Genomic DNA, 25864 nt, shown 5'->3' on the forward strand with positions numbered 1-25864 from the left:
GCGGCAGCGTTCTCACTTCCCTCGTCCCGCTTCTCCCGTCCTACTTCCCCGCCGCGCGGAAGCTCTTGACGACGGCGACCAGACTCGCGACGAGTACGATCAGCGCCACTCCGGTGTAGACCTCGGGCGTGGTGTTGTCGGTGACGTCCGCCAGGAAGTCCGGGTTGAAGAACTGCCGCTGATGGAGGATCCAGGCCAGCGGCAGCACGAACAGCGCCTGGGCGATGGCGTGCAGGATGGCCAGTCGGCTGGTCCAGCCGTGCGTGACCACGCGGGCCAGCGCGAGCACGACGAGGCCGGCGAGCCCTGTGAGGACCGGCCAGATCCACCCCGACCACAGGTCCGGGTCGAGTACCGCGATCCGCTCCCCGGTGCCGTCGATCCGGTAGGGCTCGGAGATCTCCTGCCAGATGATCAGACCGAACAGCAGCGCGTACCAGACCGCCGTCATGACGGCCCCGGTACCGCCCTTGTCGGGCTCGCGGGTCTCGGGCAGGTCGTCGGGGGTCCAGTCGGTGGTACGGATGAGAGTCCCCTTCCGGTGGCCGACGCGCTCGGCCACGGCGAACAGTACGGTGAGTACGGTGACCATCTGGGCGCCGACCGTGAGCACCGTCTCGACGCCGGCGCCGACGGCCGCGCCGAGGCCGTTGTCGTCCACGACCTCCAGCAGCACGAACACGACGGTGATCACCGGCAGCACGGTGGTGAGCAGGAGGACCAGCAGCCGGATGTAGGTCGGGTAGAGATCGGGACCGATCAGGGCGAGCGGCCGGTCGGTGTATCGCGCGGCGTGCCGGATCGGATCGCCCATCTCGCTCAGCACCTCGCGCTCGGCCGCCTCGGGACGGGCCGGGTCGCGCGCTTCGATGGTGTCGGCGATCGTGGTGCGCAGTTCGTCGGCGATGTCGTCGCGCTGATCCGCGGGTAGCCGCCTGACGACCTCGTGCACGTAGCGCTCGGTGAGCGTGCTCGTGCTCATCCATTCTCCTTGGTAAGCCGTGAGATCGAGGCGACGAGGTCCTGCCATTCGCGCACCAGTGAGGTGCGTACCCGGGAGCCCTCGGGGCTCACCCGGTAGAACTTCCGTGGCCGGGACTCGTCGGTGTTCCATTCGCTGGTGAGCAGTCCTTGCTTCTCGAGTCGGCGCAGCAAGGGATAGAGGGTGTTGCCGTCGACGGTGACACCCGCGTCGTTGAGTGTCTCCAGCAGTGCGTAGCCGTACTGCGGCTTGCGGAGCAGCGCGAGGCAGGCCAGTACGACCGTGCCGCGACGCAGCTCCTGGGCCTGGCCAAGAGTGATTTCTTCTGTAGCCATGCGATGCACTGTACTGTGCGTCGCACACTATTGTCACGCGCACCGTCCGCCGAGGGCCGGTCAGTTCGCCGTGAACGGCGCGTTCTCCTGCGCTCCCGCCGTCAGCGGTTGTGTCGTCGCGTCGAACTCGCCCGCACAGAGCGCCTTCCAGATAACCCTCCGGCGCGGCTTTCCGCTCGAGGTGACCGAGACACCGCCACGGGGCAGCTCGACCATGTGGAGCACCGCGTCGCCGAGCCATTCGGAGAGGACCTCATGGGCGATCTCCCGCCAGCCGGGACGCGCGCCGCCGAACACCGCCACGCCGGTCGGTACCCCGTCGCGTACGCCCAGGAGGACGGCGACGCGCCGCTCGGGAATGCCCCGGTGGTGCAGCAGGGCCTCCAGGCTCTCGGCGAAGACCATCTTCCCGTTCACCTTCAGCCCGTCGCCGAGCCGGCCGATCACGAAGAGCTGTCCGTCCCGCATGAAGCCCGCGTCACCGGTGGCGAGGCCCCCGTCGTCGACGCTGGTACCGGAGGCGGACCCGGTGGCACCGATGTACCCGCTCGCGATCGACACCCCGGTGACGACGATCTCGCCGACCCGTCCGTCCGGCAGCTCCTCGCCTTCCTCGGACAGGATCCGCACCGTCCTGCCTTCCAGCGGACGGCCGCAGCCGACCACCGCCGCTCCGGCGAGGGACGCGGCGTCACTGGCGTCCGGCGCCTGCGCCGACCATCCCTCGCCGGGGGCCAGACCCGTCACCGCGAGGGTCGCCTCGGCGCTGCCGTACGCGGGGAGCAGGGCGCCGCGGTCGAGACCGTGCGGCCCCAGCAGCGCGTGGAAGTCCTCGAGCACCTGCCGGTCGACCCGCTCCGCGCCGATGATCACGCACCGGACCGAGTCGAAGCGCAGCTCCCGCAGGTCGGCCGGTCTCACCCGGCGCAGGATGTATGCCAGTCCGAAGTTGGGCATGGCCGTCATGACGGCGCCCTGGTCGCTGATGCAGCGCAGATACCGCAGCGGCGAGCGGATGAAGTCGTCCGGCTGCATCATCCAGCCGTCGAAGCCGGTGACGACGACGTTCAGCAGGAAGCCGACGAGGCCCATGTCGTGGTGGACCGGCAGCCAGCTGATCGCCGGGTACTGGGGCGCGCAGCCCAGCCACTGCCCCATTCCGGCGAGGTTGGTCCGCAGGGCGTCGGCGGAGATCAACACGCCGCGTGAGAAGCCGCTCGACCCGGAGGTGAACTGGATCAGCGCGGTCTCCGGCAGGGGCATCGGCCGTTCCAGCGGCTCCGCCCCGGCCACGAGTTCGTCGAAGGCGACCGGCTCCTCGAGCCCCAGCCCGCACGCGATCTTACGGATCTGCTCCAGCGACTCGTCGTCGCAGATGGTGTATCGGGGCGCGGCTGTCCGGAACAGATGGCCCGCGTGCTTCTCGTACTCGTCGGCACGCTGGAAGGCGAAGGGCGGAGGAATGGAGCACGGCGTCGCGCCGGCCGCCAGCGCGCCGAAGAACCCGGCGACGAAACCCGGGCTGGAGCGCAGCACCAGGCCGACGACGTCGCCCTGCCCGACCCCCTTCGCCCGCAGGGCTGCGGCGGTTCTCAGCACCAGCGTGGCCAGATCACGGTAGGACCGGAAGTCCCATCCGTCGGCGGAATCCGCGTAGTACAGACCGCGCTCGGTGGACGGCTGGTCCAGCCAATCGAGCAGGCCTCGGTCCTGGTCTCCCAACGTCCCTGTCCTCTCCAGTGGTTCATGGCACGTACGGCACGCGCGAGGCGTGGCGCCGTGCCCGGCTCGCCGCAGCATCACCCGCGTCCCGTACGAGAACCAGGCAAGCGGCCGGTAACTCGACCCGGCCGGGGCGGCATTTCGACCCGCGCCGCTGATTGCCGGTTCGGTTGCCTGGTTTCCGCACGGGCGGGCGATGCAGCATCGTCGCGAGATCCGAGCCCTCCAGGCTCGCGGGGATGCACGAGAGAGCGGTTACGACCCGATGACTTCACGCGCCGAGAACGGTCTGCTGCCGCTGACGGCGGCCCAGCGGGGGGTGTTCTTCGCCCAACAGCTCGACCCCGCCAACCCGGCCTACAACACCATGGTCGCCATGGAGGTACGCGGGCCGCTGGACGGCAGGCTGCTCCAGCGCGCGATCCGCCGGGCCGAGGGGGAGAGCGGAAGCTTCGACGTCGAACTGGTGGAGCGGCGGGACGGTACGTACCAGCGGCCGGTCGCACCCGGCTGTTCGACCTGGCAGGAGTACGACTTCAGCGATGAGCCGGACCCCGTCGCCGCCGCGCGGACGCTGATCGACCGCGACCGCGCGACCCCGCTCGACCTGGAGAAGGACGCGCTGTCGGCGCACATCCTCATACGGGTCGGCGCCGATCACCACGTCTGGTACCAGCGCAGCCATCACATCCTGTCCGACGCCTTCGGGTCGGTGCTGCACTCACGCCGGATCTCCACGTGCTACGAGGCGCTGGCCGCCGGGGTGGAACCCGATGGTGAGCCGCTGGGCCGACTCCAGGACCTGCTGGCGGACGAGACGGCCTACCGTGCGTCGGCGGACTACACCGCGGACCGGGCGTACTGGGCCGGGATCTTCGCCGACCGGCCGGAGACGGCCGGTCTGGCGCCGGGAGCGCCGACGACCGCAGCGGGCATGGCGATCGCCACGACGACGATGCTTCCGCCGGCCGAACTGCGGGCGCTGCACACCGCCGGGCGGGCCGCCCGCACCCCGTGGACGGTGCCGATGCTGGCGGCGGTCGCCGCCTATCTGCACGGGATGACGGGAGCTCAGGACCTGACCATCGGGGTGCCCATCACCGCACGGCTCGGCGCGAGGTCCCAGAACGTGCCCGGCATGCTGTCGAACACGCTGCCGCTGCGGATCACCGTCGACCCGGCGGCCGACCGCGCCGAGTTGGTGCGGCAGGTCGCCCGGCGTCTGGGCGAACTGCTGACCCACCAGCGTTACCCGTACGACGAACTACGGCGTGACCTGCGAATGCTCGGCACCAATGAGCAGTTGTTCGGCGTGCTCGTGAACATCATGCCGTCGGGGTCCGAGACCGCGTTCACCGGTCGCGAGGCCGAGGTGATGGCGCTGTCCGGCGGACCGGTCACCGACCTCAACATCACCTGCCACCCCGATCCGGGCGGCCGGGGAATGCGCATCGAGTTCGAGGCCAACCCCGACCGGTACAGCCCCGCCGAACTCCGCACGCACCAGCACCGGTTCACAGAATTTCTGACCCGCTTCCTCGGCACCCCCGCAGATGTGCCGCTCGCCCGGGTGGAGGTCCTGACCGCGGCGGAACGCATGCGGGCACTCGCCGCGGGTGACCCCCCGCAGGACACGAAACCCGTCGTCCCGCGTACCTTCCCCCAACTGTTCGAGGAGCAGGTCAGGCGGACCCCGTACGCCTGCGCGGTGCTCTCCCCGACCGAGTCCCTCGACTACGCGCTGCTCAACAACCGCGCCAACCGCCTGGCAAGGGTGCTGGTCGGACACGGTGCCGGCCCCGAGCGGCTGGTGGCGGTCGCCCTGCCGCGCGGCAGCGCCGCCCTGACAGCCACGGTGGCGGTGATGAAGTCGGGCGCCGCGTGTCTCCCGGTCGACCTCGACTACCCGCGGTCCCGGGTCACCGCCATGCTCGACGACACCGCACCGCTGCTGCTGCTGACGACCCGCGAGGCCGACGACGCCACGCTCGCCCCTGCGGTGCCGCGCCTGTACCTGGACGAGGCGGCCGCTCCCGTCGGCTCCCCACCGGCCGGCGGCGACACCGACGGCCACGATCTCGACGACCGGGACCGCCTCACGCCCCTGCGGCAGACGCACCCGGCGTACGTCATCTACACCTCCGGGTCGACCGGCAGGCCCAAGGGCGTCGTCGTCACGCACACCGGCCTGGCCGCGCTGTCGCGCCACCAGAGCGACCTGCTGCGCCTGACGCCCGAGACCCGCGTACTCCAGTTCTCCTCACCGAGCTTCGACGCGTCCGTATGGGAGCTGTGTGTGGCGCTCCTCACCGGCGCCGCCGCGGTTGTCGCGCCGGCCGAACGGCTCACGCCCGGGGCACCACTGGCCGAACTCGTTGCCGAACTCGGCGTCGACTGTCTGCTGCTGGCCCCGTCCACGCTGGCGGCCATGCCGGCCGGGGGGCTTCCGGAAGGCATCAACCTGGTCGTCGGCGCCGAGGCGTGCCCGCCGGACCTGGTCGCACGCTGGTCGCCCGGCCGTCACATGGTCAACGCCTACGGCCCCACCGAGTCGACGGTCATCGCGACCCAGACCGGCGCGCTGTCCGGGCGGACCGTCCCGCTCATGGGCCGTCCTGTCCCCGCCACCCGCGTCCGGCTGCTCGACGACGCGCTGCGACCGGTGCCGCCCGGAGTGGCGGGCGAGGTGTATCTGAGCGGTGACGGGCTCGCCCGCGGCTACCTCGGTCGTCCCGGAACCACCGCGGAACGGTTCGTCGCCGACCCCTTCGGTGCGCCCGGCACCCGGATGTACCGGACGGGAGACGTGGCACGGCAGTCGGCGAGCGGCGAGCTGTCCTACCTGGGCCGGGCCGACAGCCAGGTCAAGGTACGTGGCTTCCGCATCGAACTCGGCGAGGTCGAGAGCGTTCTCGCCGAGGCACCCGGAGTCGACCGGGCCGTGGCGGCCGTCCGCGAGGACCGGCCGGGATACCGGCACCTGGTGGCCTACGTGACCCCGGCCGCGGACAGCGCGGCGGACGCGGTCGCGTTGCGTGAGTTCGTGGCGGAGCGGTTGCCGGAGTACATGGTTCCGGCTGTGGTGATGGTGGTGGAGTCGTTCGCCCTGACACCGAACGGCAAGGTGGACCGGGGGGCGCTTCCGGTGCCCGGGTTCCGGGCGGCGCACGCGTACCGAGCTCCGGCCACCGAGCGGGAGCTGGTGTTGCACGAGGTGTTCGCGGAGGTGCTCGGGCAGCCGCGTATCGGCGTCGACGACAGCTTCTTCGACCTCGGCGGCGACTCCATCATCGCCGTACGGGTGTCGTCCGGGGCCCATCAGGCCGGACTCGCCATCGCCGTCAAGGACGTCTTCGTCCACAAGACCATCGCCCGGCTCGCCGAGGTGGCCGAGGACGTCGGCAAGCGAGCTGTGACCCCCCGTACCGGGAGCCTGGTGCGGATCGACGCGGAAGAACTCGACGAGCTCGAAGCCCAGTGGGGGACAGCACTGTGAGACAGACATCCCTGGAAGCGGTCCTGCCGCTCTCGCCGTTGCAGCAGGGCATTCTTTTCCACGCCCTCTACGAGGAGGGAGAAGCCGACAGCGGGAACGTCGACTTCTACAACGTCCAGACGCCGCTGGAGTTGACCGGGGCGCTCGACACCGACGTGCTGCGCGCCTCCTGCGGCGCGCTGGTCGGCCGACACGCGAGCCTGCGGGCAGGATTCCTGCGCCGCCGCTCCGGCGAGGCCGTCCAGGCCGTCGCGCGGGCGGTCGAGCCGCCGTGGGAGGAGATCGACCTCTCCGGCTTCGGCCAGGAGGAACTGAGACCGCGCCTCTCCCGGCTGCTCACCGAGGAGCGCGCCCGACGCTTCGACATGGCGAAACCGCCACTGCTTCGGTTCACGCTGATACGGCTCGCGCCCGACCGGCACATCCTGCTGATCACCAACCACCACATCCTGCTGGACGGCTGGTCGCTGCCCCTGATCCTCGGCGACCTGTTCCGCATCTACGGGGACGGCGGCACGGCGGAGCGGCTGGTGCCGACGGTGCCCTTCCAGGACTACCTCGGCTGGGTCGGGGAGCAGGACAGCGCCCAGGCCGAGCGGGCCTGGAAGAGCGTGCTGTCGGGGGTCGACGGAGCCACGCTCGTCGCGGCCGGGGCCGGCACCGGCTCCTCGGGCCGGGGCCAGCGGCGCGTCGTCACGGAGCTGTCCGAGAAGGCCGCGGCGGCACTCACCACCCTGGCCCGGAGCCGCGAACTCACCATCAACACCCTGGTCCAGGGCGCATGGGCGCTGTTGCTGACCGAGCTGACCGGACGCCAGGACGTCGTCTACGGGAACACCGTCGCGGGTCGCCCGCCGGAGCTCCCCGGCAGCGACCGCATGGTGGGCCTGATGATGAACACCGTGCCCGCCCGGGTACGGGTCGACCCGGCGGAACCGGTGGCGGACCTGCTGGCCCGTATCCAGCACGACCACACGACCGTGATGGGACACGAATATCTCGGCCTCGCCGAGATCCACCGCGCCGTAGGAGCTACCGAACTCTTCGACACCACCGTCGCCTTCGAGAACGTCCCCGTGGAACAGGCCGTCCGGGGCGCCTCGGTGCCCGGACTCGACGTCAGTCTGCTGCGGGACGCCGTCGACGAGGCGTTCGAGGGCACCCACTACCCGCTGAGCCTGGCCGTCCACCCCGGCAGCCGGCTCCGCTTCGAACTCAACTACCGCGAGGACGTCTACACCGCCGATGCCGCGAGGGGCGTACTGCGGCGCCTGACCGGTCTGCTGGAGGACATCGCCGCCCGGCCCGACGAGCAGGCCGGACGGCTCCCCTCGCGTACGAACGCCGAGCGACGCGAGATCCTGCGCGGGACGAGCGGACGCGCCGTCGAACGGCCGGCCGGGACGCTGCCCGGCCTGTTCGAGGCACAGGCCCGCGCGACGCCCGACGCGGTAGCCGTCGCGGACGGCACGACCAGCCTCACCTTCAACCTGCTCAACGCCGACGCCAACCGCCTGGCCCGGCTGCTCGTCGCCCGCGGCGTGGGACCGGGCGACCTCGTCGGCGTCGCCATGCCGCGCACCACGGACGCCGTGGTGGCGATCCTGGCAGTCCTCAAGTCGGGCGCCGCGTACCTGCCGATCGACGTCGACCACCCTGCGGAGCGCATCGCGGCGATCTGCGCGGAGGCCGGACCGGCCCTCGTCCTGGCCTCTGTCGCGACGGTGTGCGCCGTACCCGAATCGGTGCCGGCGCTACTGCTCGACGAGACCATCCCGCCCGCGGACGAAACGGACCTCACGGACGACGACCGCACCGGTGCGCTGCTACCCGCCCACCTCGCCTACGTCATCTACACATCAGGTTCCACCGGCCGCCCCAAGGGTGTCGCCGTAGAGCACCGCAATCTGGCCAACATGTTCCACAGCCACCGGGCGAACTTCTTCGAACCCGAGCGGGCGAGGGCGGGCGGCCGGCCGCTGCGTGCCGCGCTCACCAACTCGCTCGGCTTCGACGCCTCCTGGAGCCAGCTCCTGTGGATGGTCGCCGGGCACGAACTGCACATCGTCGGTGACACCGTGCGCAAGGACTCCCTGGCGCTCGTCCGCCACGCGGCGGAGGCACGGATCGACGTTGTCGACACCACACCCTCCGTCGCACGGCAGATGCTCGACGCCGGCATGTTCGAGGTGTCGGGGGAGCGGCACCGCGTGAGTGTCCTCGCGCTCGGCGGCGAAGAGGTGGGCGACGACCTGTGGGCCGAACTCCACAGCGTGGACGACCTGTCGGTGTACAACCTCTATGGTCCCGCGGAGTGCACGGTCGACGCGATGCTCTGGCACCCCGGCGGCCCACCCGGTGCGGCGGGCCCGCCCGCCATCGGTGTCCCCGCCGACAACACCCGGGTCTATCTCCTGGACGCGTTCCTGCGGCCGGTGCCCGCCGGGGTCGTCGGCGAGCTGTACATCGCCGGTGACGGGGTCGCCCGTGGATATCTGGGCCGCCCCGACCTGTCGGCGGAGCGTTTCGTGGCCGACGTGTTCGGCCCGGCGGGTGCCCGGATGTACCGCACCGGCGACCTGGGGCGCCGCCGGCCCGACGGCGTCGTGGAATACCGCGGACGGTCCGACTTCCAGGTCAAGGTACGCGGCCACCGCATCGAACTGGGCGAGATCCAGGCCGTTCTGGCCGCCGACCCCTCGGTGGGCCAGGCGGTCGCGGCGGTGTCCGCCGACCGCGAGGGCATACGGCGGATCGTCGGCTACGTACGGGCCGCCTCCGGTGCGCGAGGGCGGCCGGACGCGGTCGCGTTGCGTGAGTTCGTGGCGGAGCGGTTGCCGGAGTACATGGTTCCGGCTGTGGTGATGGTGGTGGAGTCGTTCGCCCTGACACCGAACGGAAAGGTGGACCGGGGGGCGCTTCCGGTGCCCGAGTTCCGGGCGGCGCACGCGTACCGAGCTCCGGCCACCGAGCGGGAGCTGGTGTTGCACGAGGTGTTCGCGGAGGTGCTCGGGCAGCCGCGTATCGGCGTCGACGACAGCTTCTTCGACCTCGGCGGCGACTCCATCATCTCGATGCAGCTCGCGGCCCGCGCCCACCGCGCCGGACTCGCCATCGCCGTCAAGGACGTCTTCGTCCACAAGACCATCGCCCGGCTCGCACAGGTGGCCGAGGACATCGAGGAGAAGGACCCCGCGGCGGCGGACAGCTCCGTCACCGGGCCGCTGCTCCTGCTGGAAGACGCCGAACTGGCGGAGATCGCCGCCGACGGGTACGAGCTCACCGACGTACTGCCTCTCACCCCGCTCCAGCAGGGCATGCACTTCCATGCCCTGCTGGCCGCCGACGGCATCGACGTCTACACCGCCCAGGCGCCCGCACGGCTCGAGGGACCACTGGCGCCCGCCGTGCTGCGCAAGGCGTTCGACGCGGCTCTCGCCCGCCACACCGCGCTGCGCGTCTCGTTCCGGCTCCTGGCCTCGGGCCGTTCCGTCCAGGTGGTGCACGAGGACGTGCGCGTGCCCTGGCGGGAGATCGACCTCTCCGGTGCCGGCCAGGACGAACGTCGCCTGCGACTGGCGGAGCTGGTCGACGAGGACCGTGTCAGCCGCTTCGACCTCACCGAGCCCCCGCTGATGCGGGTCACCCTGGTCCGGCTCGGGACCGACGACCACGCCCTGCTGGTCACCTACCACCACGCCCTGCTCGACGGCTGGTCGCTGCCGCTGTTCTTCCGTGACGTCTTCTCCCTCTACGCCCGCGGCGGAGCCGACAGAGGTCGGCCGGTGGCTCAGTTCACCGACTTCCTCGGCTGGCTCACCCACCAGGACGATGAGCGGGCGACGCGGGCCTGGAGCGAGGCCCTGGCCGGTATCGACGAACCGACGCTCGTCGCCCCGGGCGCCGAGGCGGCCACCGCGACCGTGCCCCACCTTGTGACGGAGGTCCTGGACGCAGAGGGGACCACCGCACTCACCGCCGCGGCGCGCGCCGCGGGCCTGACGCTCAACACGGTCGTCCAAGGCGCCTGGGCGGTGGCACTCGGTCACCAACTGGGACGAGACGACGTCGTGTTCGGCGCGACGACCGCCGGGCGCCCACCGGAGCTGGCGGGCGTGGAGGAGATCGTCGGCCTGTTCATGAACACCGTCGCCGTACGGGTACGGCTGGACCCCGCACGATCGCTCGACCACATCCTGACCGACCTCCAGTCGCACCAGGCCGAGCTGCGCCCGTACCACCATCTCGGGCTCCCCGACGTACAGCGGGCTCTGGGACTGGGCGATCTCTTCGACACCGTCATCGGGTTCGAGAACACCCCCTTCGACGGGGCGGCCATCCAGGAGCAGGTCCCGGGCCTGCGGATCTCCCTCGACGAGGAGCCCGTCCCCGGCGCCTCGCACTATCCGCTCAGCCTGGTCGTCATGCCCGAGGAGCGGCTCAGTCTCGAACTCAGCTATCGAGCCGACCTGTTCACGGCTGAGGCGGCCGGCGCGCTCCTGGCCAGGGTGCGCAAGGTCCTCGCCTGCTTCGTGCACGACCGGACCGTACCGCTGGGCCGGATCGACCTGCTCACGGACCGGGAACGCGGTCAGCTTCTGGCCGCGGCGGAAGGGGCGGCCCACGAGCGGATGGCGACCTTCCCCGAGCTCTTCGAGGAGCGGGTACGGGCCAGACCCGGCGCCGTCGCGGTGTACGACCACGAGCTGGCCCTCACCTACGGGGACCTCGATGCCCAGGCCAACCGGCTCGCCCGCGCGCTGGTGGGCCGGGGCGTGGGTCCGGAGTGTGTCGTGGCGATCGCGATGCCGAAGTCGGCGCGGTCCGTCCTCGCGATCCTGGCCGTCCTCAAGGCCGGCGCGGCCTATCTTCCGCTGGACCTCGGCTACCCGCCGGACCGGCTCCGTTACCTGATCGGTGACGCGCGGCCGGATCTCGTCCTCACCACCGGTGAGGGCGCGGCGGCCATGGCCGAGGCCGGTGCGGGAGAGGTGCTTTGCCTGGACGGGCCCGGACCGGCTGCCGAGAACGGCACCGCACTCCTCGGTGTGGATCCGGAGCTGACCGCCGGTCTGTCCGCGGCCGGTCTCACCGACGCCGACCGGATCGCGCCGCTGCGGCCCGCGAACTCCGCCTATCTGATCTACACCTCCGGGTCGACCGGCCGCCCCAAGGGCGTGCTGGTGTCCCACCTCGGGATCGCCGCTTTGATCGCCCAGCAGCGTGACGGGCTCGCGCTCCGTGCGGAGGAGCGGGTGCTGCTGTTCGCCTCGCCGAGCTTCGACGCGTCCGTATGGGAACTTGCCACGGCGCTGTTGACCGGGGCGAGCGCGGTGACCGCGGACCCCGACGAGCTGCTGCCCGGCCCGGCCCTGGCGCGGACGGTGGCGCGACACGGTGTGACCGCGCTGCTGTTGCCGCCGTCCTCGCTCGCCGTGCTGCCCGAGGACGCCCTGCCCCCCGGGGTCACCCTCGTCGTGGGCGGCGAGGCGTGCCCGCCGGACCTGGTCGCACGCTGGTCGGCCGGGCGCCGCATGGTCAACGCGTACGGTCCCACCGAGGCGACCGTCATCGCGACGATGAGCCGCCCGCTGTCCGGGCGGACCAGTCCGCCGATGGGCGGGCCGGTCGTCGGTGCCCGGGTCCATGTGCTGGACGACTCCCTGCGGCCGACGCCCGTCGGGGTGGCGGGTGAGCTCTACCTGGCGGGCCACGGCCTGGCCCGTGGCTATCTGCGGCGCTCCGGGCTCACCGCGGAGCGTTTCGTGGCCGACCCGTTCGGCCCGCCGGGCGCGCGGATGTACCGCTCGGGCGACGTGGCGCGCCGCACGGCGGATGGGGGCCTGGAATACCTGGGCCGCGCCGACGAGCAGGTCAAGGTACGCGGCTTCCGTATCGAACCGGGGGAGATCGAGGCGGTGCTCGCCGCCGAGCCCTCGGTGGGGCAGACCGTAGTGGTCGTACGGGAGGACACGCCCGGCTCACCACGCCTGGTGGCGTACGTGGCCCCGGTGGCGGCCGGCCTGCCCGACCCGGTGGCGCTCCGTGACCGGGTCGCCGCCGTGCTGCCCGAGCACATGGTGCCCGTGGCCGTCGTCGTCCTCGACCGACTGCCGGTGACGCCGAGCGGCAAGCTCGACCGCGCTGCTCTGCCCGCACCGGACTTCTCGGGAGCCGGCGGCGGCCGGGCACCACGGACCGAGCGCGAGAAGCTGCTGTGCGCGTTGTTCGAGAAGGCCCTCGGCATGGAGGGGGTCGGCATCGATGACAGCTTCTTCGACCTGGGCGGCGACTCGATCGTCTCCATCAAGCTCGTCACGCTGGCCCACGCGGAGGGCCTGGACATCGCCCCGCGCGACGTGTTCGCCCACAAGACCGTGGCGGCGCTCGCCACCGCGGTCAAGGACCTGGTTCCGGCGGCGGACGCCGACGCGGCCGACTCGCAGGAACCGCTGATCACCCTGGACCAGGGCGAGCTCGACGAGTTCGCCGAGGACTGGCGGTAGTCGGCCCCGCGCACGCACCACCGCACCGACAGTGCGCCAAGCGCCATCACTGGACCATGAACGGCCGGGACCCTGCCAGGCCGGTCCGGTGCGCACCACCACGCGGTCCGGCCACTCGGCGCGGACCGCACAGGACCGGACGACGGACGACCCAAGCGGTCACGACCAGGTGAGGACACCCGACATGACAAGCACTCCGACTGTTGACGTACCCTGCCCGGACGTGACCGCGGCGGTCACGCCGGGGAAGGACCGCGGCGACACCCCTGTCGAGTACCACCTCGACACCACCGAGATCACCCAGCTCGAGGAGGCCGCCGCACGGCTCGTCGGCGCCCACGGGGCGCCAGGCCTGCCGGACTTCTACGACCATGCCCACACGGCCGAGGAACTGCTGCCCGCCGGTCTGCGCAGGTTCCTCCTCTCCTACCGCAGGACCGAGCAGTCCGCCGCGTGCCTGGTGCACGGCTTCCCGGTGGACGACGCGCTGCTCGGACCCACACCGGACCACTGGCGCCACGCCATCCGTTCCGACGCGGCCCGGGTCCAGGAGCTGTGGCTGGCGATGTGCGGCATGGTGCTGGGCGACCCGTTCGGCTGGGTGACCCTCCAGGAGGGGCGCATCATCCAGAACATCCTGCCGATCCGCGGCGACGAGCGGCGGCAGAGCGGTTACGGCAGCGAGAGCCTGCTGGAGTTCCACACCGAGGACGGCTTTCACCCGAACCGCTGTGATTACCTCATGCTGTTCGGACTGCGCAACCCCGACCTGGTGCCGACCATCGTCGCCTCCGTCCGTGACGTCCGGCTGAGCGACCACGACCGCGCGGTGCTCGCCGAGGACCGTTTCCGCATCATGCCGGACACCGAGCACATACGGCAGTTGGAGGCCCAGGACCCCGTCCATCCCGCGCTGGAGAAGCTGTACGGGATGATCAGCAGCGCCGTTCCGACCACCGTACTGTCCGGCGACCGGTTCAACCCCTACCTGCGCATCGACCGGCCCTTCATGGACGTCGCCCCGGGGGACACCGAGGCCGAGGGCGCGCTCGACCGGCTGATGGATGAGCTGCACCGTGTGCAGCAGGACGTCGCTGTGGGCCCCGGCTCGCTGCTCATCGTGGACAACTACCGTGCGGTGCACGGCCGCCGGCCGTTCAGGGCCCGGTACGACGGCACCGACCGCTGGTTGAAGAAGCTCACCGTCAGCCGCAACCTGCGCCGCAACTTCAGTGGATACGTACTCGGCAACCACCGCGTCATCGTCTGAGCCGATCGGGCGGAAGGAACAGGAGAAGCATCATGCGCACAGTCATCGTGTCCGGCGCGTCCAGCGGAATCGGACTCGCCACCGCCGAGCGGTTCGCCCGCTCGGGCGACCATGTGGTCAATCTCGACATCCAGGCACTCACCGGGGACGCGGCGGACGGCCCCCGTGAGGGCGGAGGCGAGATCCGGACGGTCATGCTCGACATCGCCGACTGGACCGCCGTGGGTGAGGCCGTCGACCAGGTGCACGCCGACCGCGGCCGCCTCGACATCGTCATCGCCAATGCGGGCATCAGCGTCCGGCACTCCATCCTCGACCTCACCGAGGCGGACGCCCGGCGCACCCTGGATGTCAATCTGATGGGTGTCCTGGCTCTGTGGCGGCACGCCGTCCCGTACATGCTGCGGGAGGGACACGGAGTGCTCCTGGCGACGGCGTCCGTCAACGGTTCGCGCGGCTACCCTCTCTACGCGGACTACAACGCCAGCAAGGCGGGTGTCGCCTCGCTGTGCCAGACCTTCGCCGTGGAGCTGAGCCCGCTGATCAGGACGGCGTGTGTCGCCCCCGGCGCCGTACTGACACCCATGCAGCGCGCCGAGTACACCGACGCGATGCTCGATGAGGTCAACGAACGCATCCCGGCCCGGCGGCACGCCCTACCCGGGGAGATCGCGGACGTGTTCCACTTCCTGGCCTCGCCGCAGGCATCCTTCATCTCCGGTCAGCAGTTCACCGTGGACGGCGCGGAGACAGCCGGTGCCACCACCGCGTTCTTCCCCGGCCCCACCGAGCCGATGCGCTGACCCGGACGGCGCCCAGCCGCCGGCGTCCGCCCCGCACCGTTCCGCTGCCGCCCGCCCGTAACCGAGTCCGAGGAAACCGCCCCATGGACACCCGCCCCGCACTCGATCAGGGTCCGCTCGACGCCGTTGATCTCGCCGATCCGCTCCTGCACGCCCACCACGACCTGGGGCCGTTGTGGCGCCGCCTGCGGGCCGAGGCGCCGGTGCACTGGCAGCCCGAAAGCAGTAGCCGTCCAGGGTTCTGGGTGATCACCGGTTACACGGACGTCGTCTCGGTACTCAGCGACAGCGCGAGCTTCACCTCGGAGCGGGGCAACGTGCTGGACACCCTGCTCGCCGGCGGTGACTCGGCAGCCGGGAGGATGCTGGCCGTCACGGACGGACAGCCGCACAAGGCGCTGCGCAGCGCCCTGCTGAAGCCGTTCTCGCCGCGCTCCCTCGACGTGGTGGTCGAGAGCGTGCGGCGCGGTACCCGGCGGCTGGTCGAGGAGGCGGTGGAGCGGGGCGAGGTGGACTTCGCCGCCGACGTGGCCGCGCACATTCCGCTCGCCGCCATCTGTGACCTGCTCGGCGTGCCGCCCTCCGACCGGCAGCACATCATCGAGCTCACCTCCTCCGCCCTGTCCACCGAGGACGGGCTCCCCAACGAGGAGGCAACCTGGGCGTCGCGCAACGGACTGCTGCTCTACTTCTCGGAGCTGGCCGCCGCCCGGCACGACAAGCCGTACGACGATGTTGTCAGCCTGCTGGTGACCAAGGAAATCGACGGGCGGCCCCTCACGCACGAGGAGATCGTCTTCAACTGTTACAGCATCATCATGGGCGGCCACGAGACGACCCGCTTCTCGATGGTCGGCGGGCTCCAGGCGCTGATGGACCGGCCCGGTCAGTGGCGGGCGCTCAAGTCCGGCGAGGTGACCACGGACTCGGCGGTCGAGGAGGTACTGCGCTGGACGAGCCCTGCTCTGCACAGCGGGCGGACCGCGACCCAGGACCTCTTCCTCGGTGACCAGTTCGTCGAGGAGGGCGACATCGTCACCACCTGGCTGGCCTCCGCCAACCGCGACGGTCGGGTCTTCGCCGAGCCCGACGAGTTCGACCTGGCGCGGACCCCCAACAAGCACCTGTCGTTCGCCTACGGGCCACACTTCTGCCTCGGTGCCTTCCTGGCCCGCGCCGAGCTGACGGCCCTCCTGGAGAGCCTGTGCGACCTGGTCGCCGAGGCCCGTCCGACAGGCCCGCCGAGTTATGTGTACTCGAACTTCCTGAGCGGTCTCTCGTCCCAGCCGGTGAGCCTCACCGGAGAGCCGGCAGCGCGTCGAGCACCGCTGACATCGTCTGCCGGGGGTGTGTGCCCGGGAACGAGTGACCGCCGGGCAGCACCCGGGTCCGGTGCTCCGCCGGGGTGTACGCTGCCCACGGTCTGACCTGCGCCACCGGGGCCACCGTGTCTTCCTCGCCGGCGAAGGTGAAGAGCGGGCAGCTCACGCCGACCGGGTGCGGAATGAGGTAGCCCTCAGCGAGGGCCAGGTCACCCCGGACGGCCGTCAGCAGATCGCTCAGAAAGTCAGGGAAGGCCAGGAGTTCGCGCGGCAGCCCGCCGGTGCTCAGCAGCCAGGCGATCAACTCGTCGTCGGGGCGGGCCGCGATCGGCTCCCGGATCAGGGCCAGATGCGGCGCGCGGGACGCCGAGGCCAGCAGGGCGCTGGGCGGCCGCAGCCCCGCCCGCTCGATCCGCAGCGTCAGCTCGTACGCCACCACGGCGCCGAAGCTGTGACCGAACAGGGCGTAGGGCATGGTCAGTTCGGGCTCAAGGCCGTGGAGAAGAGCCTCGACCAGTGCGTCGAGATCGTCCGGTACGGGCTCGTCGATCCGCGAGCCGCGGCCCGGCAGTTCCACCGGCACCAGCTCCATATGCTCGGGGACGTAAGGTCGCCAGGCACCGAAGGTGCCCGCGCCACTGCCTGCAGGCGGAAGGCATATCAGCCTCAGGCGAGGATTCCCGACGGTGAACCGGGCACTGACCCAGTCGACTGCTGGTGTACTGTCCGCTGTGCTCATGCCGGTCAGCCTCACCGCCGCGCCCGGTTCCGGCAAGGCAGCCGGGCGGCAACTTCGGCGGAAACACTCCAGATGGAGAGGGCGCCGGGGCAGTGCGCTGTGTGTGGATCACGCGCGGGGTCCCGCGTTCGGATCACGCCGGGCTTGCGTGCCCCGGCCCGCGCCGCATCGCGGCGGTTGCGACGTGCGCTTGCCGTCCGGCATCAGCCCTCGCAGGTACGGCCGCCCCTTGGCCCGAAGGTCACGCCGCGACGACGGACCGTGTCCACCTCCTCGTGTACAGCAGCTGACGAGGTGTCATGACGCGTCTGGAAAAAGCTGGTTGGGGTGCCCGACAAAGCTCTTAGGTCCTGTCTGGAGTTCCAGCGCGGGAGAAGGAGCGGCGTCCGGTGCCGTCGAATCCAAGGCGGAGGAGGGAGCGATGGCGGAGCCCTCGCGACTGACGACAACGCCGGAGGCGGCGGTGCCGGACGCCGCGACGCCGCGGGGGAACTCCAGACAGGACCTAGTTGCCGCGCGCTTGCCGGGCCCGTTGCCTGGGCTCGGTGATCGGCGGGTCCTAGCGTCGACGTCATGACTCACACTCCTGCAGCCATCGGCACCGAGGCCATCGCTCCCGTGGTGATCGGTATGGTCCAGGTGATCGCGCCACGCAAGCTGGACCGGATCGATCTCGACCACCGGCTCGTCGGTGACCTCGGCTTCCACTCCTTGGTCCTCGCGGAGCTCGGCTACAACCTGGAGGATCTCTTCACCCTCCAGGCGCTGAATCCTGAGGCCGCCATGAAGCTGGAGCGGGTCAGCGACGTGATCGAGCTGGTCAGCGCCGAGGTGGCCGCGGGCCGGGCGGCGCTGCCCGACGCGGAGACCATGAGCGGCATGTTCAGCCGCTACGGCGTCGACAGCCCCCTGGTATGAGCGGCCACGCAGTGGAGCGCCCGGTCCACGCGCTGGTCGCCGATCTGGAGCGGACGCTCGGTGACCCGTTTGCGGAGGGCGGCCCATTCAGCTTCGCCGAGATCGTCGCGCACGAGGAGAACGACAGCCTTCCGCCAGGAGCGGTGGAGCTGCTCAGATCGTGGGGCTTCTCCGGGTACCTGGTGCCCGAGGAGTTCGGCGGTCGGCTTCGGAATCTCGAAGATCTCTTCCTGCTTACCCGTACGCTCGCGCGCCGCAATCTGACGCTCGCGGTGATGTTCGGCTCCGCGCTCCTCGGTGTCAACTCGGTTTGGCTGTGGGGGAACGACGAACAGCGCGCGCGGGTCGCGGGTGCCCTCCTGGACGGGGAGCTTGCCTGCTTCGCGGTGTCCGAACCAGACCACGGCAGCGATCTCGGCACCAACGAGACCACTGCCGAGCCCGACGGCGACGACTTCCTCCTGACCGGAGAGAAGTGGCCCGTCGGCAACGCGACCCGGGGCCGCTTCGTCACGGTTTATGCGGCGATCGGCGGTTCGCGGTCCTCCTTGTTGCTCCTTGACAAGGAGCAGATGGAGAAGGGTAGTTGGACCAACCACCCTTTCGTGAGGACTGTCGGGTTGCGCGGACACGACCTCAGCGGCATCACCTTCGACCGCACCAGGGTGCCCGCCGGCGCACTCCTCGGGCGCCCCGGTGCCGGACTGGTCCAGATCATTCAGGTGCTCCAGATCACCCGTACAGCGATCGGAGCGCTGTCCATCGGCACCATGGACTCGGTGCTGCGGATCGCTCTGCGTCACGCGCGTGATCGGGTGCTCTACGGACAGGAGATCTACAGGCTCCCTGTCATCCGGCGGCATCTGGTCAATTCCCATGTGGACCTGCTGATCGCGGAATGCACGGCGCTGCCGGTGGCGCGTTCGCTCTCCGTCGTGCCGTCCCGGCTCAGCCTGTGGTCGTCCGTGGTCAAGTACCTCGTCCCTACCCTCGGTGAGGAGGTTGTGCAGGAAGCCGCCAGGGTTCTCGGAGCCCGGAGCTATCTGCGGGAAGGCGTGGCCTCCGGCGCCTTCCAGAAGCTCCAGCGCGACCATGCGATCGCGAGCATCTTCGAGGGGACCACGCACGTCAACCTCCACAGCATCGCTTCACAGCTTCCCGCGGTGGCGCGAGTGGCCGACCGTCCCGCCGTCGGCGGGGAAGAGGTACTGCGGCAGCTCTTCGACTGGTCCGAGGATGCCCCGCAGTGGCATCCGTCGGGCAGGGCGCTGCGGCTGACCAACGCCAGTGAGGACGAGATCACCCGGGGCTGGGGCCCGGCAGCCGCCGAGGCTCGCCGGATCGCGGAATGCGAACTCGCCGAGCCCGAGGGCGCCGCGCTCGTCAAGGTTCTCAGTGAGCTCTCCGAGCGCCGGACGGACTTCTACGCGCGGATCGCCGCCGAGGCACCCGACGCCGTGTCCACGCACGGGCAGGATCAGGCCGCCGAGCACTGCGTCCACCACGCGGCTGCCTCCTGCCTCTATACCTGGCTCTACTCCTTCGAGCGAGAGCGTGCGGCGCAGGGCGGTAGCGGATGGCTGGTGCTGGTGCTGGTGCTTCAGCGACTGCTGAGGCGGCTGGACCACACGACCGAGCTGGAGGAGAGCTGCTTGCCGTGGCTGGAAGAGCTGATGCTGTCGAGCCTCGACGGCCCGCGGCACTTCTCACTCCAGGCCGTCAGATCAGCTGCCGGGTCGACGTCGGCATGAGCGTGCCGCCGTCCCTGGCGGCACGTCAGATAGCTTGGCGCCAGGCGCTGCCCGCGAGTGCGGGCCACTCGCGGCCCTGCTCGGTGGACCGTCCGAGGCCCGTCGAGCGCTCCTCCTGTGTGACCCAGTGCCGCACGAGTGCGTGGACCCCATATCTGTACTGCTGCCCCCGATGGATCTGGACCAGTGAGACGTCCGCGAGTTCGGCCAGGAGATGAGCGACGCGTGTGCTTCCGTGTCCGCCGCCCGACTGGGCCGGGATCGCGTCCAGGGAGAACGTGCGGGGCAGTGAGGACAGTTCACGGAGCAGCTCGCGGTGAGGCGTAGGCAACAGGTCGTAGCTCCACCGCACGCTGTCCGACAGCGTGCGGTGCCGCGACAGGTCACCGGCGTCGACGTGTGCGAGCAGATGGAAGAGCGTCGCGTCGTGCAGGAGGGTGGTGAGAGGGAGTGATCTGAGTCCTCGCGCGGCCACTTCTATCGCGAGTGGCATGCCGTCGAGGAGTCGGCAGAGCTGCTGCACCAGCGGCAGACGGTTGCCGAGGTCGAGCGTCGGCAGACTGGCCCGTACCCGGCGCAGGAACAGCTCCACCGCGCTCGGGAGCTCGGTGTCCGAGCTGTCCCGCTGATCGCACGAAAGCGGCTCGACCTCCCAGGTCTCGGCCGCGCCGACGGCCAGGGCGCGGCGCGAGGTCACCATGATCTGAAGTCCGGGATGCTCGTCGAGGAGCTGCCGCGCGACCCGTGCCGTCTGCTGCGAGACATGCTCGGCACTGTCCAGGACCAGGAGCCGCCGTCCGAGCCCAGCACCGGCACGCGCACCGCCTTCGTCACTGGTCAGACGCCGCACTACACGCGTCAACTCAGCTGCTGAAGCGGCGGGTTCCAGATGCTGGGGCGGGATGTCGTGCAGTTCGGCGACGGCCACTCCGCCCTGGAACAGCGGGCGCAGCCGGGATGCCGCGGCCAGGGCGATGCGGGTCTTGCCCACGCCACCGGGTCCGGTGAGAACGATCAGCCGACTGCGCTGCGCGGCGGAGAGGACGTGCCCCATGTCGGCCTGGCGGCCCACCAACGCGTCGCCCAAGGGCCGGGGGCCCTGCCACGGCGGGAGCGCTGTCGTGTCGGAGTGGGGGTCTGGGGGCTGCCCGAGCGCTGGCCGGCGCCCGCTGTCCCAGGGCGCCGGCTCGGAGAACGCGGTGGCGGTTGCGCCGAGCGCGGTGAGTAGCAGGTTTACGGAGGTCCGACGTGGATTGGTGTTGGAGCCGGTTTCCAGATTGCGGATGGTCCGGACACTGACGCCGGAGCGGTCGGAGAGCTCCTCCTGCGTCCAGCCGGATAGTCTGCGTTGATTGAGAAGGAAGTCGCGGAGTTGGTGAATGTCTGTTCTGTCGAAAGAGTAGAGTTCTTTCAGAATCGGCATGTAAAGCCCCCCGTGAATGATTAACAGTGCCAGTCGGGCGAATCCGCGCGATGCGAAAACCCGGTCGCCGCATTCCTTATGAGAGCGGTGGTACCGACAGGTGAGCGGTGGCGCTTGTGGCGCCAGGAGATTCGCGTGTGCGCTGACGAGCGGCTCAGTGAAGCCTCTCCGTGTAATTATGGAGGACCCTACTCGAAAACTTCATCCGCGTGGGAGATGTGAAGGCGGCAGAAAATTCGGCTGAGCAGCATGGCTCCGACCGCTCCGGCTTTGATCAGCTTTGACTCGCCAGCAGGGCCGAGGGTCGTCGGCGTACGTGCTGAATTCATCAGCACGTACCTATTCGTTCCTTGCGGAGCGAGTGTGTGTGGAGGTAGGGGCGCGGCATGGACCTGCTTGCCCGTGTCGCATGCGCAGCCCTCTTCGAAGAGGCGGGAAACCAGCGTTCAAGGTGTCCTGCACTGATCGGTCGCCTTTCGTGTCTGGTGCACGGCCAATACCTGGGCTGTGGGGTGGGACGTGATCCCACGAAGCCCGGGAGGTGGTCGACGGTTTCGGGCGTCGGATGGGATTCGACGAGACATCCCTTCTCCCGGCGGATCGATCCCCGTCATGCCGTCCTTCCGGGTGCCCGGACAGGAAACGCCGTACTGTCCCGAGCCGATCGGCGCTGCCGGTCCCGGAAGGGCATCGGTCAAGTCGACGAACGCTCATGACGGCCTGAAAGTACCGCATCGATTTGCTCTCAGACAGGCAAGATTGGCTTAAAATAACATTGTCGGATGATGAAGCTCGAGTGTTTTACCGGGTCGATTGTTTCTAATTATCCCAATTTTTCCCTGCTTTCGGCGCCAAACCGTCCAGGTAGCCATTGGGTGCGTAGCTGGCTGAAAATGCCACTACGGACAGGAGCAGGCTGGAACGCGCCGCCCAGCGCCCTGTGAGCCCAGCTGGGTAGGGGGATGAAAAGGGCGTTCCGGGCGTCGGGGGAGTGGTGCGGAACGTGCCGTCGGGCCGCAGCCGAACGGTGAAGTCCCGAAAGCCGAAACGGGTTCCCGTCCAGGGCGAGAACGCCTTGTAGGAAGCCTCCTTGGCGCAGAAGAGCAGACGGTCCAGTGGCAGACCGGCAGCCGAGGGAAAGTCCTGCCGGAGCCAGCCCGCCTCGACGTCCGTGACGATCCGCTCCGCCATGAAGCGGGGGAGGGGCTCCCGCGGCTCCGCGTCGATGCCCAGAGCGGCGAAGTCCTTGGTCGGCGCGACAGCGGCCGCGCGGTAGTTTCGGCAATGGGTCATGCTCCCCACGACCCCCGCAGGCCAGCCGGGTGCGCCCAGGGGGCCGGGCACCAAGGGCGCCGGAGCCACCCCGAGGGCGGCCAGTGCCGCACGGGCGCACCCGCGCACCGTGGTGAACTCCTTGCGCCGCTCGTCGAGCACCCCTTCCACCACCGCCTGTTCGGTGGCGAAGAGGGTGATGGAGGAGTCCGGGCCGTCGTCGTCGAATGCCTCCCGCGCCCGCACCCCGGCGGGCACCACCTCAGCGATCACGCCTCGCCTCCTCCTGGTGAACAACGGGTTACGTGGGTGTCGCGATTCTTCCGGCTGCGGTGCGCCGGGCCGGCCCCCGGGGGCTGATCCGACGACGCGGCGGGCCGGATCCGCGCCGGGACCATCGAGGTGTACGACCGTAGTCCGGTCGATCGAGCGGCAATTCCCGCCCCGTGAGTTGCCGGTGCGCTGCCTGGCCCGGCCCGTTCCCTATCGACCAGCATGCATCGGAGGTCGGCGGCACACGCCCGGACAAGCGCGGAGACAAAGGACAGAGGACGACTAGCCATGGCGCAGGCGCGTCCCGAAGAGACCGAGCCGGTTTCGGTCAGCCCCCCGTCGCTGTGGCGGGATCGCGACTACATGTACTGGTGGTCGGGGAACGGCCTGTCGACGCTGGGCACCAGCGTGTCGACGCTCGCCTTCCCCCTGCTTGTCCTCCACCTGACCGGATCCGCCGCCCAGGCCGGCGTCATCACCGTCCTGCACATGGTCGGCAGGCTGGCCACCCTCGCGGTGGGCGGGGCGCTGGCGGACCGGGTGTCCCGCCGCGCCATCCTGTGTCTCGTACCGCTGGTCCAGGCAGTGTCGATGGGCGTCGTCGCCCTGCTGGTACACAGGGGCGACCCCTCGATCACCCCGATCGGCGCGATGGCCCTGCTCAGTGGTCTGGCGGCCGGACTGCGGGTCGGTGTCTCGATGCCGGTTCTCCGCAGGATCGTACCCAAGGAGCAGGTCGCGACCGCGACGGCCCAAGGGATGGGCCGCGACATGGTCGCCCAGTTGATCGGCGCTCCGCTCGGTGGCCTGCTGTACTCGATGGGCCGCTGGATCCCGTTCCTCTTCGACGCGGTCTCCTTCCTCTTCGTCACCCTGGGCTCCCTGCTGATCCGCCGGCCCCTCGGCCCGGACCGGCACCCCGACGACGGGCCGCGGGCCAGCCTGGCCAAGGACGTGGGCGACGGCCTGCGCATGATCAGGCGCAGCGACTACCTGGTGTTCACGCTCATCTGGGGCGCCGTACTCAACGCCGTCGCCGAGGGTTTCATCCTGCTTTTCGTGGTGCTGGTACAGCACCGGGGAGGCGGGCCCACGGCGGTCGGTCTCGCCACCTCGCTCGCGGTCACCGGTGGTGTCATCGGAGCGGTCCTCGGCCCGCTGCTGATGGGCAAGCTGGGCGCACGGCGGGTCCTGATCATCTCCGCGTGGGTCTTCATGGCCTCGTTCGCCGTGGTGGTGTCGGTCTCCCAGCCGTGGCAGATCGGCCTGGTCGTGATGGTCGGCATGGTCAGCATGGTGCCGATGAACGTCGTGATCGAGTCGTACGAGGTCCGGCTGGTCCCGGACCAGTACCAGGGCAGGGTCGCGGCGACCAGCCGCTTCTTCATCCAAGCGGTCCAGTGGATCGGCCCGTTGGGAGCGGGCATCCTCGCCGACGCGGCCGGCGTGGAGCGGGCCATCCTGGTGCTGGCGGCAGCCATGGCCCTGCTGGCGATCACCCTGCACGCGGCGCGGCGGTATTTGAAGGTGCTCGACATCCCGCTGGCCGACGTGGAGGAACTTCCCCCGCCAGGGGCCGTGCCCACCGGCGAGCAGAGTGGGCCGGCGGCCCCTCCGCAGGACGACATCCTCACCCCGGCGACCGGGAGCGAGACGCTTGGAGACACACAGCAGCGATGACGGGCCTCGGCCCACCGACCGGAACATACGAAGGAAATCATGGAACATCTTGTTCAGCCCATATCACTGACAGACGCCGCCGAAAGCCTGCGGACAGGTGCCGTCGAGCCGCAGAAGTACGCGGCCAGGACTGTCGAGCGCATCACCGAAGTGGATGGCACCGTCCAGTCCTTCGTGGCGGAGCCCGGCCGGACGGACCGGTTGGCCCACGCGGCCCAGGAAGCCGCCCAGTGCGGGACGGAGCCGGGAGACCGGCCTCCGCTGTACGGCGTTCCGGTCGGGATCAAGGACATCATCCACGTCGAGGGGCTGCCCACCGGGGCGGGTTCGGCGCTGCCGCCCGAGGTCCTGGCAGGAGCACAGGCCACGGTCGTGGACCGGCTGCTCAAGGCCGGGGCACTGATCGCGGGGAAGACGGTGACGGGCGAGTTCGCCGTCACGGCGCCGGGGCCCACCCGTAATCCGCACCGGCTGGAGCACACTCCGGGCGGAACGAGCAGCGGCTCCGCCGCGGCCGTCGCCGCGGGTCTGGTGCCGCTCGCCATCGGCACCCAGACCATCGGGTCGCTCATCCGCCCCGCCGCGTACTGCGGAGTGGTCGGCTTCAAGCCCAGCCACGGACGCATTCCGCTGGACGGTGTCCTCCCCGTCGCCCCGACCTTCGACACCGTCGGCATCATCACCGCCCAGGTCGCCGACGTCGCGCTGGCAGCGAGCTGTCTGTGCGACGACTGGCGGCCCGACCGGGCGGTTCCCGGCCGGCCGGTGCTCGGCATCCCGGAGGGTCCGTACATGGGCTTCGCCGAGCCGGAGGCCCGTAGTGCTTTCGACGAGCAGGTGGCCGCGCTGCGCACGGCGGGCTACGACGTGGTGAGCGTCCCCATGTTCGAGAACTTCGAGGAAGAGGTCTTCGACTTCTTCGTGATCAACCTCTACGAGCTGTCCCAGGCCCACGCCGACTGGTTCGCGCGCTACGAGGAGCTTTACGACGAGCGCACCGCCGAGGCCATCCGCCAGGGCCAGGGCGCCCAGGCGTCCGACCACGCGGACTCACTGGCGCGACGCGAAGCGTTCCGTGACCGGCTGGCCGCGTCCACGGCCGAGCACGGCGTCGACCTGTGGATCACCCCCGCCGCCACCGGACCGGCTCCGCTCGGCCTGGAGAGCGCCGGAGACTCGGTGATGTCCCTGCCGTGGAGCGGCGTGGGCCTCCCGTGCCTCACCATCCCCACCGCCCGGCCCGAGGGCGCCCTGCCGCTCGGCTTCCAGTGCGTCGGCCGTGACGGCGATGACGAGCGCCTGCTGCACTGGGCCCTCGACCTCGAAACAGTACTCACCGCGCGGGGAACCGATACCTGTGAGACCTGAAGGA

14 protein-coding genes and 1 pseudogene are annotated in these 25864 nt (G+C 70.3%); 9 read left to right on the plus strand and 6 right to left on the minus strand.

The window, feature by feature from the left end; translation table 11 throughout:
* Positions 1 to 40: 40 nt before the first annotated feature.
* Genes F0344_RS25880 through F0344_RS25890 form a run of 3 tightly spaced genes read right to left on the minus strand, consistent with a single transcriptional unit; the run spans position 41 to position 3039 of the window.
* On the minus strand, positions 41 to 982 hold the full coding sequence (locus tag F0344_RS25880) for an HAAS signaling domain-containing protein (protein ID WP_185301051.1): 942 nt from the start codon (positions 980 to 982) through the stop codon (positions 41 to 43).
* Complete coding sequence (locus tag F0344_RS25885) at positions 979 to 1317, minus strand: PadR family transcriptional regulator (RefSeq protein ID WP_185301052.1); 339 nt, start codon at positions 1315 to 1317, stop codon at positions 979 to 981. Before F0344_RS25885 ends, F0344_RS25880 begins: the two co-directional genes overlap by 4 nt.
* Positions 1318 to 1377: 60 nt before the next feature.
* On the minus strand, positions 1378 to 3039 hold the full coding sequence (locus tag F0344_RS25890) for an AMP-binding protein (protein WP_185301053.1): 1662 nt from the start codon (positions 3037 to 3039) through the stop codon (positions 1378 to 1380).
* A 265-nt stretch (positions 3040 to 3304) separates the two neighbouring features.
* Here F0344_RS25890 and F0344_RS25895 point away from each other — a divergent pair, with 265 nt between their 5' ends.
* From F0344_RS25895 to F0344_RS25915, 5 genes are all read left to right on the plus strand, one after another.
* Positions 3305 to 6535, plus strand: coding sequence for a non-ribosomal peptide synthetase (locus F0344_RS25895; protein ID WP_185301054.1), 3231 nt, complete (start codon positions 3305 to 3307; stop codon positions 6533 to 6535).
* Positions 6532 to 13041, plus strand: coding sequence for a non-ribosomal peptide synthetase (locus F0344_RS25900; protein WP_185301055.1), 6510 nt, complete (start codon positions 6532 to 6534; stop codon positions 13039 to 13041). The genes F0344_RS25895 and F0344_RS25900 overlap by 4 nt, the downstream gene beginning before the upstream one ends.
* Before the next feature lie 184 nt (positions 13042 to 13225).
* Complete coding sequence (gntD, locus tag F0344_RS25905) at positions 13226 to 14311, plus strand: guanitoxin biosynthesis L-enduracididine beta-hydroxylase GntD (RefSeq protein ID WP_185301056.1); 1086 nt, start codon at positions 13226 to 13228, stop codon at positions 14309 to 14311.
* Positions 14312 to 14343: 32 nt separating this feature from the next.
* Complete coding sequence (locus F0344_RS25910) at positions 14344 to 15114, plus strand: SDR family NAD(P)-dependent oxidoreductase (RefSeq protein WP_185301057.1); 771 nt, start codon at positions 14344 to 14346, stop codon at positions 15112 to 15114.
* Between the two features lie 83 nt (positions 15115 to 15197).
* Positions 15198 to 16541, plus strand: coding sequence for a cytochrome P450 (locus F0344_RS25915; RefSeq protein ID WP_258050117.1), 1344 nt, complete (start codon positions 15198 to 15200; stop codon positions 16539 to 16541).
* Here the strand turns inward: F0344_RS25915 and F0344_RS25920 are convergent.
* Positions 16501 to 17175, minus strand: a pseudogene (locus F0344_RS25920) (thioesterase II family protein); the annotation flags it as partial. The gene F0344_RS25915 and the pseudogene F0344_RS25920 overlap by 41 nt on opposite strands.
* 573 nt (positions 17176 to 17748) lie before the next feature.
* Here F0344_RS25920 and F0344_RS25925 point away from each other — a divergent pair.
* On the plus strand, positions 17749 to 18093 hold the full coding sequence (locus F0344_RS25925; protein ID WP_185301059.1) for an acyl carrier protein: 345 nt from the start codon (positions 17749 to 17751) through the stop codon (positions 18091 to 18093).
* Positions 18090 to 19844: an acyl-CoA dehydrogenase family protein gene (locus F0344_RS25930; RefSeq protein ID WP_185301060.1), complete on the plus strand. Its 1755-nt coding sequence runs from the start codon at positions 18090 to 18092 to the stop codon at positions 19842 to 19844. Before F0344_RS25925 ends, F0344_RS25930 begins: the two co-directional genes overlap by 4 nt.
* A 25-nt stretch (positions 19845 to 19869) precedes the next feature.
* Here the strand turns inward: F0344_RS25930 and F0344_RS25935 are convergent, their stop codons facing one another.
* Complete coding sequence (locus tag F0344_RS25935) at positions 19870 to 21267, minus strand: ATP-binding protein (RefSeq protein WP_185301061.1); 1398 nt, start codon at positions 21265 to 21267, stop codon at positions 19870 to 19872.
* An 819-nt stretch (positions 21268 to 22086) separates the two neighbouring features.
* Complete coding sequence (locus F0344_RS25940) at positions 22087 to 22812, minus strand: 4'-phosphopantetheinyl transferase family protein (protein WP_185301062.1); 726 nt, start codon at positions 22810 to 22812, stop codon at positions 22087 to 22089.
* A 288-nt stretch (positions 22813 to 23100) separates the two neighbouring features.
* Here F0344_RS25940 and F0344_RS25945 point away from each other — a divergent pair, with 288 nt between their 5' ends.
* Together F0344_RS25945 and F0344_RS25950 are read left to right on the plus strand one after the other, a co-directional pair.
* A complete protein-coding gene (locus tag F0344_RS25945) occupies positions 23101 to 24492 on the plus strand; it encodes an MFS transporter (protein ID WP_185301063.1) in 1392 nt (463 codons plus the stop codon).
* 39 nt (positions 24493 to 24531) lie between these two features.
* The gene (locus F0344_RS25950) at positions 24532 to 25860 is read left to right on the plus strand and encodes an amidase (RefSeq protein ID WP_185301064.1); all 1329 of its coding nucleotides are present in this window, start codon (positions 24532 to 24534) and stop codon (positions 25858 to 25860) included.
* Positions 25861 to 25864: the final 4 nt, after the last annotated feature.

Source organism: Streptomyces finlayi (assembly GCF_014216315.1).
Lineage (GTDB): Bacteria > Actinomycetota > Actinomycetes > Streptomycetales > Streptomycetaceae > Streptomyces > Streptomyces finlayi_A.